The organism is Streptomyces sp. NBC_01190, from assembly GCF_045039895.1.
In the GTDB taxonomy this organism is placed as follows: Bacteria; Actinomycetota; Actinomycetes; order Streptomycetales; family Streptomycetaceae; genus Actinacidiphila.
On the sequence record NZ_CP108580.1, the window covers coordinates 4,383,358 to 4,399,094 of the forward strand.

9 protein-coding genes and 1 pseudogene are annotated in these 15,737 nt (G+C 72.3%); 6 read left to right on the forward strand and 4 right to left on the reverse strand.

Annotated elements, in window-relative coordinates; genetic code table 11:
* Positions 1-21: 21 nt before the first annotated feature.
* Both OG519_RS18275 and OG519_RS18280 read right to left on the reverse strand, forming a co-directional pair.
* Entirely contained in the window at positions 22-858 is an 837-nt protein-coding gene (locus tag OG519_RS18275) for a D-Ala-D-Ala carboxypeptidase family metallohydrolase (RefSeq protein WP_405584846.1), read from the reverse strand.
* An 89-nt stretch (positions 859-947) separates the two neighbouring features.
* Positions 948-1,535: a hypothetical protein gene (locus OG519_RS18280; protein WP_405584848.1), complete on the reverse strand. Its 588-nt coding sequence runs from the start codon at positions 1,533-1,535 to the stop codon at positions 948-950.
* 246 nt (positions 1,536-1,781) lie between these two features.
* Here OG519_RS18280 and OG519_RS18285 point away from each other — a divergent pair.
* Positions 1,782-2,070: pseudogene (locus OG519_RS18285) on the forward strand (recombinase family protein); the annotation flags it as partial.
* A gap of 41 nt (positions 2,071-2,111) precedes the next feature.
* Here OG519_RS18285 and OG519_RS18290 read toward each other — a convergent pair.
* Positions 2,112-3,458, reverse strand: a complete 1,347-nt coding sequence (locus tag OG519_RS18290) for a tetratricopeptide repeat protein (protein WP_405584851.1) — start codon at positions 3,456-3,458, stop codon at positions 2,112-2,114.
* 266 nt (positions 3,459-3,724) lie between these two features.
* On the opposite strand from OG519_RS18290, the gene OG519_RS18295 reads away from it, so the two are divergent.
* The 5 genes from OG519_RS18295 to OG519_RS18315 all read left to right on the forward strand — a co-directional run bounded on the left by OG519_RS18295 (position 3,725) and on the right by OG519_RS18315 (position 13,349).
* A complete protein-coding gene (locus OG519_RS18295) occupies positions 3,725-4,114 on the forward strand; it encodes an ATP-binding protein (RefSeq protein WP_405592812.1) in 390 nt (129 codons plus the stop codon).
* Positions 4,111-4,611: a hypothetical protein gene (locus tag OG519_RS18300; protein WP_405584854.1), complete on the forward strand. Its 501-nt coding sequence runs from the start codon at positions 4,111-4,113 to the stop codon at positions 4,609-4,611. Before OG519_RS18295 ends, OG519_RS18300 begins: the two co-directional genes overlap by 4 nt.
* Positions 4,612-5,269: 658 nt before the next feature.
* Positions 5,270-5,746, forward strand: coding sequence for a hypothetical protein (locus OG519_RS18305; RefSeq protein WP_405584856.1), 477 nt, complete (start codon positions 5,270-5,272; stop codon positions 5,744-5,746).
* A gap of 310 nt (positions 5,747-6,056) precedes the next feature.
* Positions 6,057-8,111 carry an SPFH domain-containing protein gene (locus OG519_RS18310; RefSeq protein ID WP_405584859.1) on the forward strand — a complete coding sequence of 685 codons (2,055 nt, stop codon included), beginning with the start codon at positions 6,057-6,059 and terminating at the stop codon, positions 8,109-8,111.
* A 168-nt stretch (positions 8,112-8,279) separates the two neighbouring features.
* Positions 8,280-13,349: a DNA repair ATPase gene (locus OG519_RS18315; protein ID WP_405584862.1), complete on the forward strand. Its 5,070-nt coding sequence runs from the start codon at positions 8,280-8,282 to the stop codon at positions 13,347-13,349.
* Between the two features lie 41 nt (positions 13,350-13,390).
* Here the strand turns inward: OG519_RS18315 and OG519_RS18320 are convergent, their stop codons facing one another.
* On the reverse strand, positions 13,391-15,454 hold the full coding sequence (locus OG519_RS18320; protein WP_405584865.1) for a phosphocholine-specific phospholipase C: 2,064 nt from the start codon (positions 15,452-15,454) through the stop codon (positions 13,391-13,393).
* Between the last annotated feature and the right edge of the window lie 283 nt (positions 15,455-15,737).

Genomic DNA, 15,737 nt, shown 5'->3' on the forward strand with positions numbered 1-15,737 from the left:
GCGTCCGCGTCCGCGTCCGCGTCAGATGGTGCCGTTCTCCCACCACCAGGCGCGGCCGAGGTCCGCCCGGCTGTCGACGTGCTGGTGGTCCTCGGTGTAGGTCTCCAGGCCGGAGAAGCCGCAGGTCTCAGCCTTCGTGTAGACGGTTTTGTTGGCCACGCCGGGGACATCGAGGTCGGCGGCGTTGCCGTACAGGTGCATGCTGTCGCTGGCACCGCCGACCGAGGCGTTGTGCGCGATGCTGCGGAAGCCGGAGTTGACGGTGATCGGGACGTTGCCGAGCTTCTTGCGGAGCGCTTCGAGCTTGTACATCGTGCGGCGGGCGTTCTCCTTGGCGGCGGCCGCGCTGACCTTGCCGCCGGCGAAGGTGCCGCTCACCCGGTCGGTGAACTCGCTGAAGTCGAAGTGCGCGGTGGAGCCGTCCGACTGCTCCAGGGCGTTGAGCTGAGCCTGGGTACCGGGCCCGACGACGGCGTCGGACGCCAGACCGTAGGCGGACTGGAAGAGGCGGACTGCGGTCGCGGTGCCGGGACCGAAGTCCCCGTCGACGGCCACCCGTGTGTGCCCGGCGCTGCTGGTGGCCCAACCGGCCACCCGGATCTGCAATTCGGTGACGTCGGCGCCGGTCATCCCCTGCGTGAGGGTCCGCGACCAGGAGTACGCGTACGCCGACCCGGCGAACAGCGCCGGCCCCAGCGCCACCCCGGCGCCCGCGGCCAAGGCGCCGCGCAGCAGCGTGCGCCGGTCAAGGCTGTTGAAACGGTCGGACCGCTCGGATCGTTCTGACCGTTCTGACCGGTCAAAGGTGGAGTCAAAGGTGGAGGAGGACGAAGTCATCGTCGTTGCCCTTTCGCTCACCGCTCGAGTCCCTGCCAGCCGCACCCGCGGCGTCCCCCAGCATGCCGCCGTGACGGGTGGTGCTCAAGGGGCAGCAACATCCTGGCGGCTTACGCCAGTTCGCGGATCACCGGCAGCAGCCACCGCTGATAAGCCGACGCGTCCGCCCGCAGCGCCCGGCTCACCACCACATGCCCGGAGGAGACCCGCCGACCGTACGCACCGGCGACCGGCAGCTCCGTCACGTCGAGCTCGAACGGACGGACGGTACGTCCGATCTCCGCCTCGACCGTCCGAACCAACTCCGCCTCGGAGTTGACGGATCCGCGCCGCGTCACGGCTTCGACCTCTTCTCGGCGCCGGGCCGAACCCCACCGCACGGCGTCGTCGAAACACTCGCGCATGAGCGCGTCAAGCTCCGGCCCAGCGCCGAACCCGCCATCCGATAGCGAGAATCCGCGCGCCAACCCTTCCCGCCGCCCCAACTCCCCCTCCCACCACCGCGCCCACTGCCCGGCCGCCTCACCCACCGCCCATGGCGCCAGCCCCGCCCGCACCTCGACGGCCGGCACAAGGGACGGCACATCGATCCCGGTCACCGGGCTCAAACCGGCGGCGTCCCGTACGAAGAGGCCCACCAGGAGCCGCCAGGGAGCCCCGATCGTTATCTGCCAACTCGACGATCCCGCGTATCGCATACCCCCCATCCTCCGCCCCCGCCCCCACCTGAGCCACCGCACTGCTCCCCGCACCCGCGGGGATGGACCCAAGGACGTCATCGGCTCCGGCGACATCGCGAGCTGCTCCCCGTATCTCTGAACACACCGGAGTTACCGTTGTGGAGTGCTGGGGCATGGCAGCACGCGGCGCGAAGGTTCCCGCACCGAAGGCATGGAGAAGACGCGGGCCGGCGGGGTGCCGGGAGGGATACGCGCGCGAACCGGCTGCGCGGACTCCGGCGCATCCGGCTGTCCGTGCTGACGGATGAGATCACCAGTCCCGAGCGGCAGCGCGAGGCCGACGACCGGGCAGCAGCGTCGCTCAACATCGACTTCGGCGCGGGCGAACAGTTTCGGGAAGCGGCGGACCTGGACGTGAGCGTCCAAGACGAGCCCGTTCGACCAACCGGAGTTGGGCAGGTGGCTCGCGCGCCCCGATGATTTTGACGCCCTGGTGTGGTGGCGGTCCGACCGCGCTATCCGGTCCGTGGCGCACATGCACAAGCTTGCGAAGTAGGTGCGGGAAACCGCAAGATTGCGCCACGCCGGAAGCGATCAGGCGGCAAGCGTCGGTGCGACCAGCCGTGCCCGTTCGTGGAGATCCCGCGCCGCTGCGTTCTTGAGGTGCGGGCGGATCAGTCGGAACATCTCAGAAACATGCTTGTCGACTTGACCGGATTGAATTCCAGGGTAATCGTCCAGGACCGTACCCCATGTTTTGCATGCGGCATCCAGGTGGCCTATTGCTAGTTGACGCTCCGCCAACATAGAAGTGAACCGCATCCCGCTCCGATGGGACTCATTGCTGGGCTCCCGCAATCGGAAGTGCAGTTGTAGAGATTCGACGCTCCCCGCTACGTCACCCAGTGCGTGCCTGACTTGAGCGGTGTGATACGCCAGTGTGGCCGGACTGTAGCCTCCGAATGTCTGCGCCTGGCTCTCGGCCTTACTCATGGCGCTTTCGGTCTGCTGGATGCTCCGCAGAGCGTTAGCACGCTCCCCTGCAATGGCGTAGGAGTGCGCCTGTTGTCCTGCCATGAAAGCTATCATTCTAGGGCCAGTAGTGGGGGATGCCTCGCTTGCGGCATTCGCCCAGTTCACCGCCGTCGGGCCATGGCCCAGGTCGACCGACTGCACCGACATTCCACGGAGAATGTGGCAGTACGTCAAGTGGTCGCCGCTCGCGCCAGCAAGCTCCAGCCCCTTTACGTAATAGCGTTGCGCGGTGCCGTGTGATCCTTCATCTACCGCCATCCAGCCCGTGAGGTAGCACAGGAAGGATGCGGCGGACATCATCGCCCTGCGTACCTCGTTCGGAGCGTCTGCGCTCATATAAGGGGCGACGATGTTCACCAAAAAAGCGGCGGCCATCGGCCGTGCGTATCGCCCGCCGAATTGATCGTCTAGGTCGGAAAGTCGCTCCGTCATGGCGATAACGGAATCGACCTCCGGCATTCCGATACGCTGCATGCGCCCGGTCTGGATCGATTCCATACGTCCTACGACGTCTTGCCATCCGGGAATGGCCAGAGCCACCGAGAAGAGCTTTGCGCCTGCTCCTATGACGCTGCGGCGTGAAGGGTCCATGTCCTGTCGGCCCAGGTCTAGTAAGCCCTCAACTGTGCTGACGTCCTTTCCCGCGTGGGCGGGAACGGGGAAGCCAGCCTCAGCGTGGGTCACCGGACGCTTGAGACGGCGGGCGAGCGCTTCGAGGATGAGGGGGCGTACCTCTTCTCTGGGCAGGTGCCCGTCCAGCCACTGGTGTGCCGACGGGCTTTGGTAACGGGTTGGCTTGCCTCGCTCGGTGGCGATCTTGTTGACCTCTTGGGCGAATTGCCGCAGCGTCCAACCCGTAGCGGCGTGCAGTCGCCTCAGACCCTCGTTCGGCTGTCGGTCGCCCACGTGCGTGCCCCGCTCCCACTCCCCGCGCTTAGCGCTCTTAGTAGCGCCCTGCGTCTCAACGGTACCGCTGTGTGTAGCGGACCGGTTGCCTAGAGCAAGACAGACCCCCGCGACCGTGCGACCGGCCCGGGGGCATGGACCACGCTTCAAGGGAGCGCAGACATGTACGAGCGTAACCGCCACCTGTTCGCATGCCCGGGGGTCTCGTCATGACCCTGCCTGTGCCGGCGGTTCCGGCCGGGGAATGTCCGTCCGTTGTCGAGAAGATGTGGCCGCCGGCGCCTATTTCGGTGGGCAGGGCGCGTCAGTTCCTGGCGCAGTACCTCGACGCCTGGGAGCTGGCGCACCTCGGGGATGACGCCCAATTGATCCTGAGTGAGTTGATCACCAACGCGGTTACGCACGCGCACCCGCCGTACGGGAACCTGATCGCTACGCGGTTCGAGCGGCTGCCGTGCGGGGTGCGCATCGAGGTGCACGACACGAGCGACCACAAGCCCGAGTGCCGGGAGGCGTCCGCGGAGGAGGAGTCGGGCCGCGGATTAGGCATGGTGGACACGCTGACCGGCGGGCACTGGGGTGTTGGCGACCGGAACGGCCCCGGGAAAGTGGTCTGGGCGGTCTGCGCCGACGACGGCACCCGGGTGCCGCTGTGAGCGCGCGGGATGTCGTACGGGCGCTGCGCCCGAGCAAGCCACGGCAGGCGGTTGGCGACCCGTGCGAGGACTGCGGTGCGGTACTGGTTCTGTGTGTCCAGTGCGGGACCGACTCCCGCTGTCCGGACTGCTATCCGTACGAGCGGCCGACCAGGCGCGACGAAGAGGTCGATGATTCCGTGCGCTTGGCCCGCGACCATCCGCATGTCGGTTTGCTGGGCGGGGCGATCGCGGCCCTGATACCCGCCGCGTTCGACTGGGTGGACCTCACTTACGTTCCGCCCGGGGTGCTGCGGATAGTGACGTGCCTGGCCGGAGCGGCGGCGTGCTGCCTGCTCCTGGCGGCGGGAGCCGCATGGCGGGCCCTGCCACTTTTGGGGGAAGTCCCGCACTGCCGGAGAGGCGACCTCACCCCGCACGACCGGCGGGCCTTGGCCGGGTGCGCGGTGCTGGTCGTGCAGATCGTGCTGGTGTGCGTCGGCGTCACGGCGGCCTGACAGCCGCAGCAGTACAGCACCACCCGCCGGCTGCCGTATCCGGGTGGTAGCAGCACCCGCAACTCCCCGCGCCTGCGGGGACGGACCCCACAGGGTGAACACGCTGCCATAGCCGGTGGCCTGCTCCTCGCGGCTGCGGGGACCGCCCCCCATCAGGGGTGAACTGGGGCGCCGGGAGGGGGGAATCGGGACGTTAAGAGGGGGGTGAGACTGCCGGGATCGAGCAGTGTGTGGGGGGTGTTCGTGGTGCCACGCTGGGCCGGCGGCCGGAGGGGTGGTCGGGGGAGATTCGGCGAGGCGGGGGATAGCGGTGGATGATTTTTTGGGGGCCGTCAGCAGGTTCCCCACGGTGCTGTTCACCTTTGCGTTGGGCGTCGTCGTGGCGTACTGGGTGGTGGTGCTCGTAGGCGGTGTGCACCTTCACGGAGGTGGGCACGCCCACGGCGGCGGAGGCCGCGGTGCCGGGGGTGGGCACGCCCCCCATGGGGGCGGCGGTCAGGGCCACGCTCACGGGAGTGGCGGTCGGGGGCACCTGGGTGGTCGGGCTCACGGTGGTCAGGGCCACAGCGGGCCGGTTCGCGGGCGCGGGCGGGGCCGCGGGGGGCGCGGGCGCGGGGGTATGCAGAAGGTGCTGGGGCTCGGGGGAGTGCCGGTTACCGTGGCGGTCTCGTTGCTCATCGCCTTCGGCTGGTTCAGCGCTCTCGCCGGGCGGGTCGTGCTCGGCGGCGGCGGAAGTGGTGGGGACGGCGGCGCCCGTGGCGGGGTCGTGCTGGGCGTCGCCCTCGTCGGGGGATGGGCCGGGGCCCGGATCCTGGTGTGGCCGCTGCGCCGCCTCATGCCCGCGCCCGCCCCGCCGCCCTCGCGGCGCGACTTCGTCGGCCGGACCTGCGTCATCCGCACCGGCCGCGTCGGGCCCGACTTCGGGCAGGCCGAGGTCCACGCCGTTGATGGCTCGTCAGCCCTCGTACAGGTGCGGCAGAGCCTCGACGAAGCGGCCGGGCCGGGCGGCGGGCTGAGGTCGGGCGCCGCCGCCCTCATCTACGACTACGACCCCGAGGGCGAGTTCTTCCGGGTCATGCCCGATCTGTACCCGGACCTGTACCCCGGCCTGTATTCGGACCCGCACCCCGGCTGACGGCGCGGCCGAACCCCGCCTGTAGCCCGGTCGGTATCCGGACCCGGACCCGCAGCCGGACCCGCACCCCGGCTGAGGCCGCGGCGGAACCCCGCCCGTGCCCCCGGCCCGCACTCGGACCCGCACCCCGGTGACGCCGCGACACCGCCCAGCCGCCAGCCGCCGCCCGGCCACCCCGCCGTCAGCCAGCCGCCAGCCGCCAGCCGCCAGCCGCCGCCCGGCCACCCCGCCGTCAGCCAGCGGCCAGCCCCCAACCGGTCACCTCACAACCCCTCACCCATCCTCAGCAAGCCCGTCCAAGGGAACAGCCATGTCTGTCGTCACCATCGGAATCGGCGTGCTCATCGCCGTCCTCCTGCTCATCGGCCTGGGCGCCCTGCTGCTCTTCGGCAGGCTGTTCCGCAAAGTGGTCCAGGGCGAGGCCCTGATCATCTCCAGGCCCAAGACCGTCGACGTGACCTTCACCGGCGCGCTGGTCGTCCCGATGCTGCACCGGGCGGAGGTGATGGACATCTCGGTGAAGACCATCGAGATCTCCCGCACCGGCCGCGAGGGCATGATCTGCCAGGACAACATCCGCGCCGACATCCAGATCACCTTCTTCGTCCGGGTCAACAAGACGGTCGAGGACGTCATCAAGGTCGCGCAGGCGATCGGCACGGACCGGGCCAGCCACCAGGAGACCCTGCAAACCCTCTTCAGCGCGAAGTTCGCGGAGGCGCTGCGGACGGTCGGCAAGCAGCTCGACTTCATCGACCTCTACACCAAGCGCGAGGAGTTCAGGGACCGCATCATCGCGGCCATCGGTACCGACCTGAACGGTTATCACCTCGAGGACGCCGCGATCGACCACCTCGAACAGACCCCGATGGCGCAGCTCGACCCGGCCAACGTCCTGGACGCGCAGGGCATCCGCAAGATCACCGAACTGACCGCGCTCGAACACATCAAGACCAACGACTTCCAGCGCAACGAGCAGATGGAGATCACCCGGCAGGACGTCGACGCCCGCGAGGCCGTACTGGAGTTGGAGCGCCGCCGGGCGGAGGCGGAGATCCGGCAGCGCAAGGGGATCGAGACGCTGCGGGCCCAGGAGGAGGCGGCCACGGCGCAGGTGCAGGAAGAGGAGCGGCTGAAGGCGCACAGTGCGCTGCTGCGCACCGAGGAACTGCTCGGCGTGCAGCGGGAGAACCAGCAGCGGGAGATCGCCGTCGCCGGCAAGAACCGCGAGCGGGTCATCTCGGTGGAGAGCGAGCGCATCGAGAAGGACCGGCTGTTGGAGGTCGTCAACCGGGAGCGCGAGGTCGAGCTGTCCCGCGCGGAGATGGCGAAGCAGGTGGAGGTGGAGCGGCGCGGCGTCGCGGAGGTGGTACGGGAGCGGGTCGCCGTGGAGCGGACGGTCGCGGAGCAGGAGGAGGAGATCAAGCGGGTCCGGGTCGTGCAGGAGGCCGAGCGCACCCGGCAGGCGGTGATCATCGCCGCCGAGGCGGAGGCGCAGGAACAGCTCGTCAAGGACATCAAGGGAGCCGAGGCCGGCGAGCAGTCCGCGCACTTCCGGGCGCGGGAGCAACTGGTGCTGGCCGAGGCCGCGCAGAAGAGCGCGGAGCTCGACGCGGCGGCCGCGACGCTCATGGCGCAGGGCGAGCGGGCCAGGGCGGGCGCGGCGGGGCTGGCGCAGGCCGAGGTGTCGGAGCGCCAGGCGGCGGCCGAGGCGGCCGGCATACGGGCCCGGTTGGAGGGCGAGGCCGAGGGGCTGAAGCAGAAGGCGATCGCCATCGAGAAGGTGGGCCTGGCCGAGGCGGCCGTGGCCGAGAGCAAGGCCAGGGCGGAGGCGGCCGGTATCAGGGAGCGGCTGCTGGGCGAGGCGGTGGGGCTCAAGGAGAAGGCGGCGGCGATGGCGGCGCTGGACGAGGTGTCGCGGACGCACGAGGAGTTCCGGCTGCGGCTGGCCGCGGACAAGGAGGTACGGCTCGCCGCGCTGGACGTACAGCAGAAGGTGGCCGAGGCGCAGGCGACGGTACTGGCGGCCGGACTTGAGAGTGCGGACATCGACATCGTCGGCGGCGAGAGCATGTTCCTGGACCGGTTGGTCGGTGCGGTGTCCTTCGGCAAGGGCCTTGACGCGGCGGTACGGAGTTCGGAGACGGTACGGACCCTGGGGGCGGACTGGCTCGACGGGGAACGGAGCTTCGGCGCGGACGCGACGGAGGTGCTTGGCAGCTTGGCGGCCGGCGGTCCGTGGAACCTCGCGATGCTGATGAAACTGCTGGCCGGCACGGGACCGGCCGAGGGGATCCCCGCCGACCCGGCGGCCCTGGTCAACGGCAACGGCAACAGCAACGGCAAGCGGCAGCCGCCCGCGTAGCGCCGCGGCCAGGAGCCGGCGGGTCAACCGGGCCCTGAAAGGACCCCGCCCCGGGCCCGGGGCCGCAAACCCGGAGGCCCATCCCGGGCCCCGGGGGCCGCGCCCCGGCGCCCCGAGCACCCACCCACCCCCCAGCGGTCACCACAAAGAGCAAGGAGCACCCGAGCCATGGGCGTCGAGGACGGCACCTACCAGATCCTGCGCGGGCGTCTCGCGGAGCGAGCCGGTGAGTTGGGGCGGCGGGCCGCTGAGCTGAACGTTCGGCGGCAGGAGGTCTTCGGGTCGCGCCCGCTGGAGCTGACCGGGGCGGTCCGGCCGCGTACCCAGGGCGCCGCCACCGCCTGCGGTGTCGTGGTCGTCAGGACGGACGTCCTGCTGCTGGGGACGTCCGCCCCGAGCCTGGCCGAAGGCCTCCTCTCCCTGCACGGCCCGGACGGTACGCCGCTGCCGGAAGCCGCCGTCCCCGGCCTGCTGGACGACGAGCGGTTCCATCGCGACCTGGCCGAACTGCTCCGCTACTTCCGCGGCTCCCGGCTGGTGGACCTGGTACGTAGCCCCGCGGGCCGGCTGCTCGCCGTCTTCCGTACCGGCGAGAACGACGGGGACATCCGGGTCCTGCGCTGGCAGGTGACCGAGACCGGCGCCGCTTACCTGGACAACCACGGCGAACGCGACCTCCCCCTGCCCCCGGCCTTCGAGCTGCCGTGGCGGACGGCCGGGCGCGACCACCACGACCAGGGGCGGATCAGGATCGAGGGCGCGGCGGGTACGGTGTCGGTCGCCAACACCGGCGGCGCCCTCACCGTCCGCGCGCTGCCCGGCGGCAGGCCGCTGTTCGAGGAACCGGTGGACGACCCGCTCCAGAGCCTGGCCGACGCGGCGGTGGCGTACGCCGAGACCGGGCCGCTGCTCCTGCTCCGGGTCCGCCCCTACAACGAGCCCGTCGACCGCTTCCTGGTCGTCAACCTCCGCACCGGAACCGTCCGCCGCCACGACTCGCTCGGGCGCGGAGCCAGGCTGCTGCCGGCCGAACAGGGGCTGATCTTCCCCGGCGGCTACGAGCTGGCGGCCGGCGGCCACCGGACGTTCCACCTGGACGAGGTCGGCCCGGACCATACGGCGGGAGCGGCGGCGCCCGCCGCGGGCCCGGCCTCCTCGACAGCGCCGTACCCGACGGGCCCGGCGGACGAACTGCGCTTCGACGCGGTGCTCGCCTCCCCCAACGGCGAGGACCTGCTCTACGTCCTGCGCCGCCCCGGCCGCGCCCAAGCCCTGCTGCTGCCCTGGAACACCGTCCGCCGCGAGGCCGGCGCCGCGCTGCACGGCGCGGGCTACGCCGTACTGCCCGACGGCACGCTGACCCTGCTGAAGCCGGACCGCGAACCCGTCCGCACCCATGAACTCCAGCTCTGGCGTACCCCGTTCCTGTCCGCCGAGTACGCCGCCGCCCAGCCGGTCGGTGACGGTCCGCTGGCCCGGATCGGCAACGCCGACCTGGTACGCGGCATCGCCGACTGCCTCGACCTCGTCCGTACGGCGAAGGCGGCGGGCGCGGCGAGCACGGCGCACACTACGAACACGGCCAGTGGCGAGGCGGGTTCGGCCGCTCGGGCCTTCCCGGACGGCGGCCCGCACGGGAGTTCGGCCCGATCGGACGCCTCGGCCGCGCGTCCGCCGGGGAGTTCGGGCCCGTCGGCCGGTCGTCAGGACGCGACCCCCGACCCGGCGGCGACCTCCCTAGGGAACCCGGCTGCCGACCCGGCCGCCGGCCCGAACCTCACAGCCGCCCTGCCCACCCTGATCCTGGACGGCTGCGCCAAACTCGGCGACCGCCACTACTGGCTCGACGAGGCCGGCCTGCTCGAACCGCTCACCGAGCTGCGCGCCGCGGCGGAACAACTCGCCGCCGAACAGGCCCGGATGGACCTCCTCGCGGCCCGCGCCGCCGAGGCGCTCAGCCGGACGGCGGCGGAGGCCGCCGCGCTGATCCGCCGGTCGCACGGCGAGCCCCCCACCGACGCCGACACCTGGACCGCCCTGCTGGCCGACCTGCGCCGCGCGCAGGGCCGCACTCGCCTGCTGCGCGAGCTGCCCCGCCTCGACCTCGCCGCCCTCGACTCCGTCGAGGCGGGGCTGTCCGCCGAGCTGGCGGCGGCCACCGAGCGGGCCTTCGCGTACTTCGCCGGTCCCGACGCCTTCGCCGCGCCGCTGGCCGCCGCCCGTTCGGCGGCCGACGCGGCCGCCGAGACCGCCACCGCCGCCGAAGCCGCCCGGCTGGCCGACCGCCTCGCCGGGCAGGCCGACTCCCTGGCCCTGGTCACCGACCTCGTCACCGGCGCCGTGACCGCCGATCCGAGCGCGGGCACCGCGGTGCTGCTCGCCATCGGCGAGGTGCTGGCCGCCGCCAACCGGGCCCGCGCCGTCCTGGAGACCCGCCGCCGCGCCCTGCTCGACAGTGAGCACCGCGCCGCCCACGCCGCCGAGTCCGCGCTCCTGGCGCAGGCGACGACCGCCGCCCTGGCCGCCGCCGACAGCCCGGCCGGCTGTGATGACCAACTGGCCGGGCTGCTGCTGCGGTTCGACGGCCTGGAGGCCCGCTTCGCCGAGGCCGAGGACCTCGCCGCCGACCTGGCCGTACGCCGCGAGGAGGTGCGACAGGCCTTCGCCGTCCGCAGGCAGGCGTTGCTGGACGAGTCCGCCGCCCGGGCCGACCGCCTCGCCGCCGCCGCGCTGCGCGCACTGGAGGCGCTGCGTCGCCGGCTCTCCGGCCTCGGCTCGGCGGAGGACGTCAACGCCGCGCTGGCCACCGATCCCATGGCGCTGCGGGTCCGGTCCGCCGCCGCCGAGTTGCGCACGCTGGACGACCAGGTACGGGCCCAGGAGCTTACCGACAGCCTGGCAGGCGCCGGACGGACGGCCCTACGTGTCCTGCGCGACCGGGCGGACCTCTCCTCCGACGGCGGCGCGACCGTCCGCTTCGGCCGCCACCGCTTCGCCGTCCGCCGCGAACCGGTCGAGCTCACCCTCCAGCCGGACGGCGACGAACTGGTCTTCTCGATCACCGGGACGGCCTACCGGCGCGCCGCCCGCGTCCCCGAGCTGCTGGCCGGCCGCGAATTCTGGCACCAGCCGCTGATCAGCGAGTCTCCCGCGCTCTACCGCGCGGAGTACCTGGCCGGCGGCCTGCTGGCGACGGCCACCGGCGAGCCGCCGCTGGTCCAGGTCCGCCGGCTGGCGGAGCGGGCGTACGACGAGGGGTACGAGCGGGGCGTCCACGATCACGACGCGGCCCTCATCCTCGACGCGCTGCTCCGACTGCGGGCCGGCGCGGGCCTGTTGGCGCACCCCGCCGAGGTACGGGCGGCGGCGCAGCTCTTCTGGGCGTACGGGGCGGGTGAGGGCCGGCGCGCCGCCTGGCAACGCCGGGCCGGCTCCCTCACCCTGGCCCGCGGGGCCTTCGCCCCGGCTGCCGGTCCAGCCGCCGAGCCGACCGACCAGCCCACCCCAGCACCATCCACCCCCGAACCGTCCGCCCCCGGACCGCTCACCGCCCTGACCGCCCTCGCCGCCGAACTGTCCGCCGCCGTCGCCGAGTTCACCCACGCCAACGGCCTGCCCGCGACCCCGCCGGCCGGCGCATACCTGGTCGAGGAGCTCGCCCACCCCGACGAGGGCTTCGCCACCAGCGCCGCCTCCCGAAGCCTGCTCGACGCCTTCCGGCGCACCTCCGCCGCCGCCCGGCTCGCCGCCGACCTCGCCGCTCTCGCCGACGACCTGCCCGCCCGCCACCAGCTCGCCACCGCCTGGCTGGGCTCGTACGCGGCCTCGGTCGGCGCGGACGAGGGCCTGCCCGAAGCCGTCAGCCAGCTCTGCGCCCCCGCCCTGCCCCGCTACGACATCGCGGCGCCGCTCAGCGAGACCGTCGAGGGCCTGCTCGGCACCCACCCCCGGGTGCGCGCCGGCCGGCTCACCGTCCGCGTCGACCGACTTCCGCAGCGGGCAAGGGACTTCAGGGAGAAGCGGGCCCCGGCCTTCCGCGCCTTCCAGCGGCGGCGGACGGACGTGCTGACCGCCGAACGCGCCCGGCTGCGCCTGGACTCCTACCGCCCCCGCCCGCTGGCCGGCTTCGTCCGCAACCAGTTGATCGACGAGGTCTACCTCCCGGTCATCGGCGACAACCTGGCCAAGCAGCTCGGCACGCCCGGCGGCACCGCCGACCGAAGCGGCCTGCTGCTGCTCCTCTCGCCACCCGGATACGGCAAGACCACGCTGCTCGAATACGTCGCCGACCGCCTCGGTCTGCTCATGGTCCGGGTCGACGGCCCCGCCCTCGGCGCCGGCACCACCTCACTCGACCCCGACCGGGCCCCGGACGCCGCCGCCCGGGCCGAGGTCGAGAAGATCGTCTTCGCCCTGGAGGCCGGCAGCAACGTCCTGCTGCATCTGGACGACATCCAGCACGTCTCGGCCGGACTGCTGGAGAAGTTCATCCCGCTGTGCGACGCCCAGCGCCGGATCGAGGCGGTCAGCGACGGCCGGCCGCGCAGCTTCGACCTACGCGGCCGCCGCTTCGCCGTCTGCCTGGCCGGAAACCCCTACGCCGCGAGCGGGCGGCGCTTCCAGGTCCCCGACATGCTCGCCAACCGCGCCGACCTGTGGAACCTGGGCGAGGTGACGGCCGCGCGCCAGGACCTCTTCGCGCTCTCCTTCCTGGAGAACGCGCTCGCCGCCAATCCGGTGCTGGCTCCGCTGGCGGGGTGCGATCCGGCCGAGTTGCGGCTGCTGGTCGCGCTGGCCGACGGCGACCCCGCCGCCCGCGCCGACCAACTCGCCCGCCCGGTCGGGGATCTGGCGCGGATCGTGGCCACCCTGGCCGCACTGCGTACCATCCAGCGCACCGTACTGGCCGTCAACCGCTGCTATGTGGCCTCGGCCGGGCAGGAGGAGGCCGACCGCGTGGAGCCGCCGTTCCTGCTCCAGGGCTCCTATCGGACGATGGCTCAACTCGCGGCCCGCGTCGACCCGGTCCTCGACGACGCCGAGCTCCAGGCCCTGCTGGACGAGCACTATTTCGCCGAGGCCCAGGCCCTCGGCAGCGCGGCCGAGGCCAGTCTGCTCAAGCTCGCCCACCTCCGGGGACGGGCCACCCCCGAGCAGGCGGCCCGCTGGCGCGGCCTGTGCGCCGCCTACTCCGGGGGCCTCACCCCGCACACGGCCGGCTCCAGTGCCTGGCGCTGAGCACCGAATGCTGAACGCCGGCAGCGGCAGCGGACAGCCCGTCAGGTGGTAGCGGTGGCCGGGTCGCTGGTGCTCGCGGCGCCGGTCTCCACATGCCCGGCGAAGCGCCGCACGTATGCGGGGTCGGCGCTGGAGGTGACCGTGATGTCGTACCAGCGGTTGCCGGCCGCCACGCCCCAGCCGGGGACGCTCTGCGAGCCGCCCGCCTTGACGGTGTACGTGTAGTGCTGGGTGGGCGCGTAGGCGTCGGCGGCGGTGAAGGTGACCGAACCGGTGCCGGGGTTGCCGAACACCAGGGTGACGTGGCCGGTGACGGCGTCGTGCCGGGCGGTCACCTCGGGGCCGACCGAGCCCGCCGTGCCGGCGACGCGGCGCAGGAAGCCGTTCGGCCCGGCGACCGAGAAGTCGTAGCGGGCGGCGGCGGCGGGCAGCGCCCAGGTGTCGGTGAGGGTCTTGCCCGCTTCGACCGTGTAGGGCCAGGGGCCGTCCGTGCGCACCGCGGAGGTGACGAGGAAGGCCGCGCCGGCCGCGCCGAGGTTGCTGAAGGTGAACTGCGTCCGCCCGCTGACCGGCTTGGTGTCGGCGGCCAGGTTGTAGGGGAGGGCGCGGGCGTTGCGCAGGCCTGGCTCCTGCTTGGGCACCGCGCCGGCGGCCGGCGGGGTGGGGACGTAGTCGCCGGGGTTGGTGTGGTTCGGCGGGGCGTAGCCGGCGGTGCCGGGGAGCGTGGGCGCGGCGGTGTTGCCCCGGGTGAAGTCGAAGGCGGCGGTGAGGTCGCCGCAGACCGCGCGCCGCCAGGGCGAGACGTTCGGGTTGCGCACACCGAAGCGCTTCTCGATGAACTGCACGATCGAGGTGTGGTCGAAGGTCTGGGAGCACACCCAGCCGCCGGTGCTCCAGGGCGAGATGACCAGCATCGGTACGCGCGGCCCGAGCCCGTACGGTCCGGCGGCGTATCCGGACAGGCCGCCGGTGTAGAGGTCCTGGGTGACGTCGGCGGTGGACAGGCCGCGGGCGGCGGAGGCGGGCGGGAAGGGCGGCACCACGTGGTCGAAGAAGCCGTCGTTCTCGTCGTAGGTGAGGAAGACGGCGGTACGGCTCCACACGTCGGGGTCGGCGGTCAGCGCGTCGAGCACCTGGGAGACGTACCAGGCGCCGTAGTTGGCGGGCCAGTTGGGATGTTCGCAGAAGGCCTCGGGGGCGGCGATCCAGGAGACCTGGGGCAGCTTCCCGGCCAGCACGTCGGCCTTGAGCTGGTCGAAGTAGCCGTCGCCGCTCTTGGCGTGGGTGCCGGTGCGGGCCTTGTCGTAGAGCGGGCTGCCGGGCTGGGCGCTGCGGTACTGGTTGAAGTAGAGCAGCGAGTTGTCGCCGTAGTTGCCGATGAAGGCGTCGCTGGTCCAGCCCCAACTCCCGGCGGCGTCGAGGCCGGTGCCGGTGTCCTGGTAGACCTTCCAGGAGACGCCCGCCTTCTCCAGGATCTCCGGGAAGGTGGTCCAGCCGTAGCCGGCCTCCTCGTTGCCCAGCACCGGGCCGCCGGCCTTGCCGTCGTTGCCGGTGAAGCCGGTGTACAGGTAGTAGCGGTTGGGATCGGTGGAGCTGAGCATCGAGCAGTGGTACGCGTCGCAGATGGTGAACGCGTCGGCGAGGGCGTAGTGGAAGGGGATGTCCGCGCGGGTGAGGTACGCCATCGTGGTGGTGGTCTTGGCGGGGATCCAGCGGTCGTAGTTGCCGCCGTTCCACGCCTGGTGGGTGCCGGACCAACTGTGGTCGAGGTCCTGGATGAACCGCATGCCCAGGTTGTCGGCGGTCGGCCGGAAGGGCGGCGTCTCGTGCCCGGCGGCGTTCGCCTGGTGGAAGACGGATTTGCCGCTGGGGAGGGTGGCGGGACGCGGGTCGCCGAAGCCGCGGACGCCGCGCAGGGTGCCGAAGTAGTGGTCGAAGGAGCGGTTCTCCTGCATCAGGACGACGACGTGCTCGACGTCCTGAAGGGTGCCGGTCCCGGTGGCGGCCGGGATCGCGGCGGCTTTGGCGATGCCGCCGCTCAGTACGGACGCGGTGGCGGTGGCTCCGGCGAGCTGGAGGAACCTCCGGCGGTCGACGTTGGGCACGGCGGCTCCTCATCTCCTGACGTCCGAACTGACGTCCGAACGCGGGCATCCCGGGCAGCGGACGCGCCCGCGCGGGGCTTCTACGGCACGCCCGGCCGGACCGGTACGCCCGTGGTGAGACCGCCCGGCCACCCTGTCAACGCCACGTGAACACCCGCGTGCGACGACCTGTCCCATGACCGACGGCCAGAAAGACACCAGGGCCGCGCCGAGCCCACCAGGTGGGGGCGGCCGTGGGGGTCGGCTGGGGGTGCGGCGCGGGCCCGGTCGGCCGGTCCCCAGC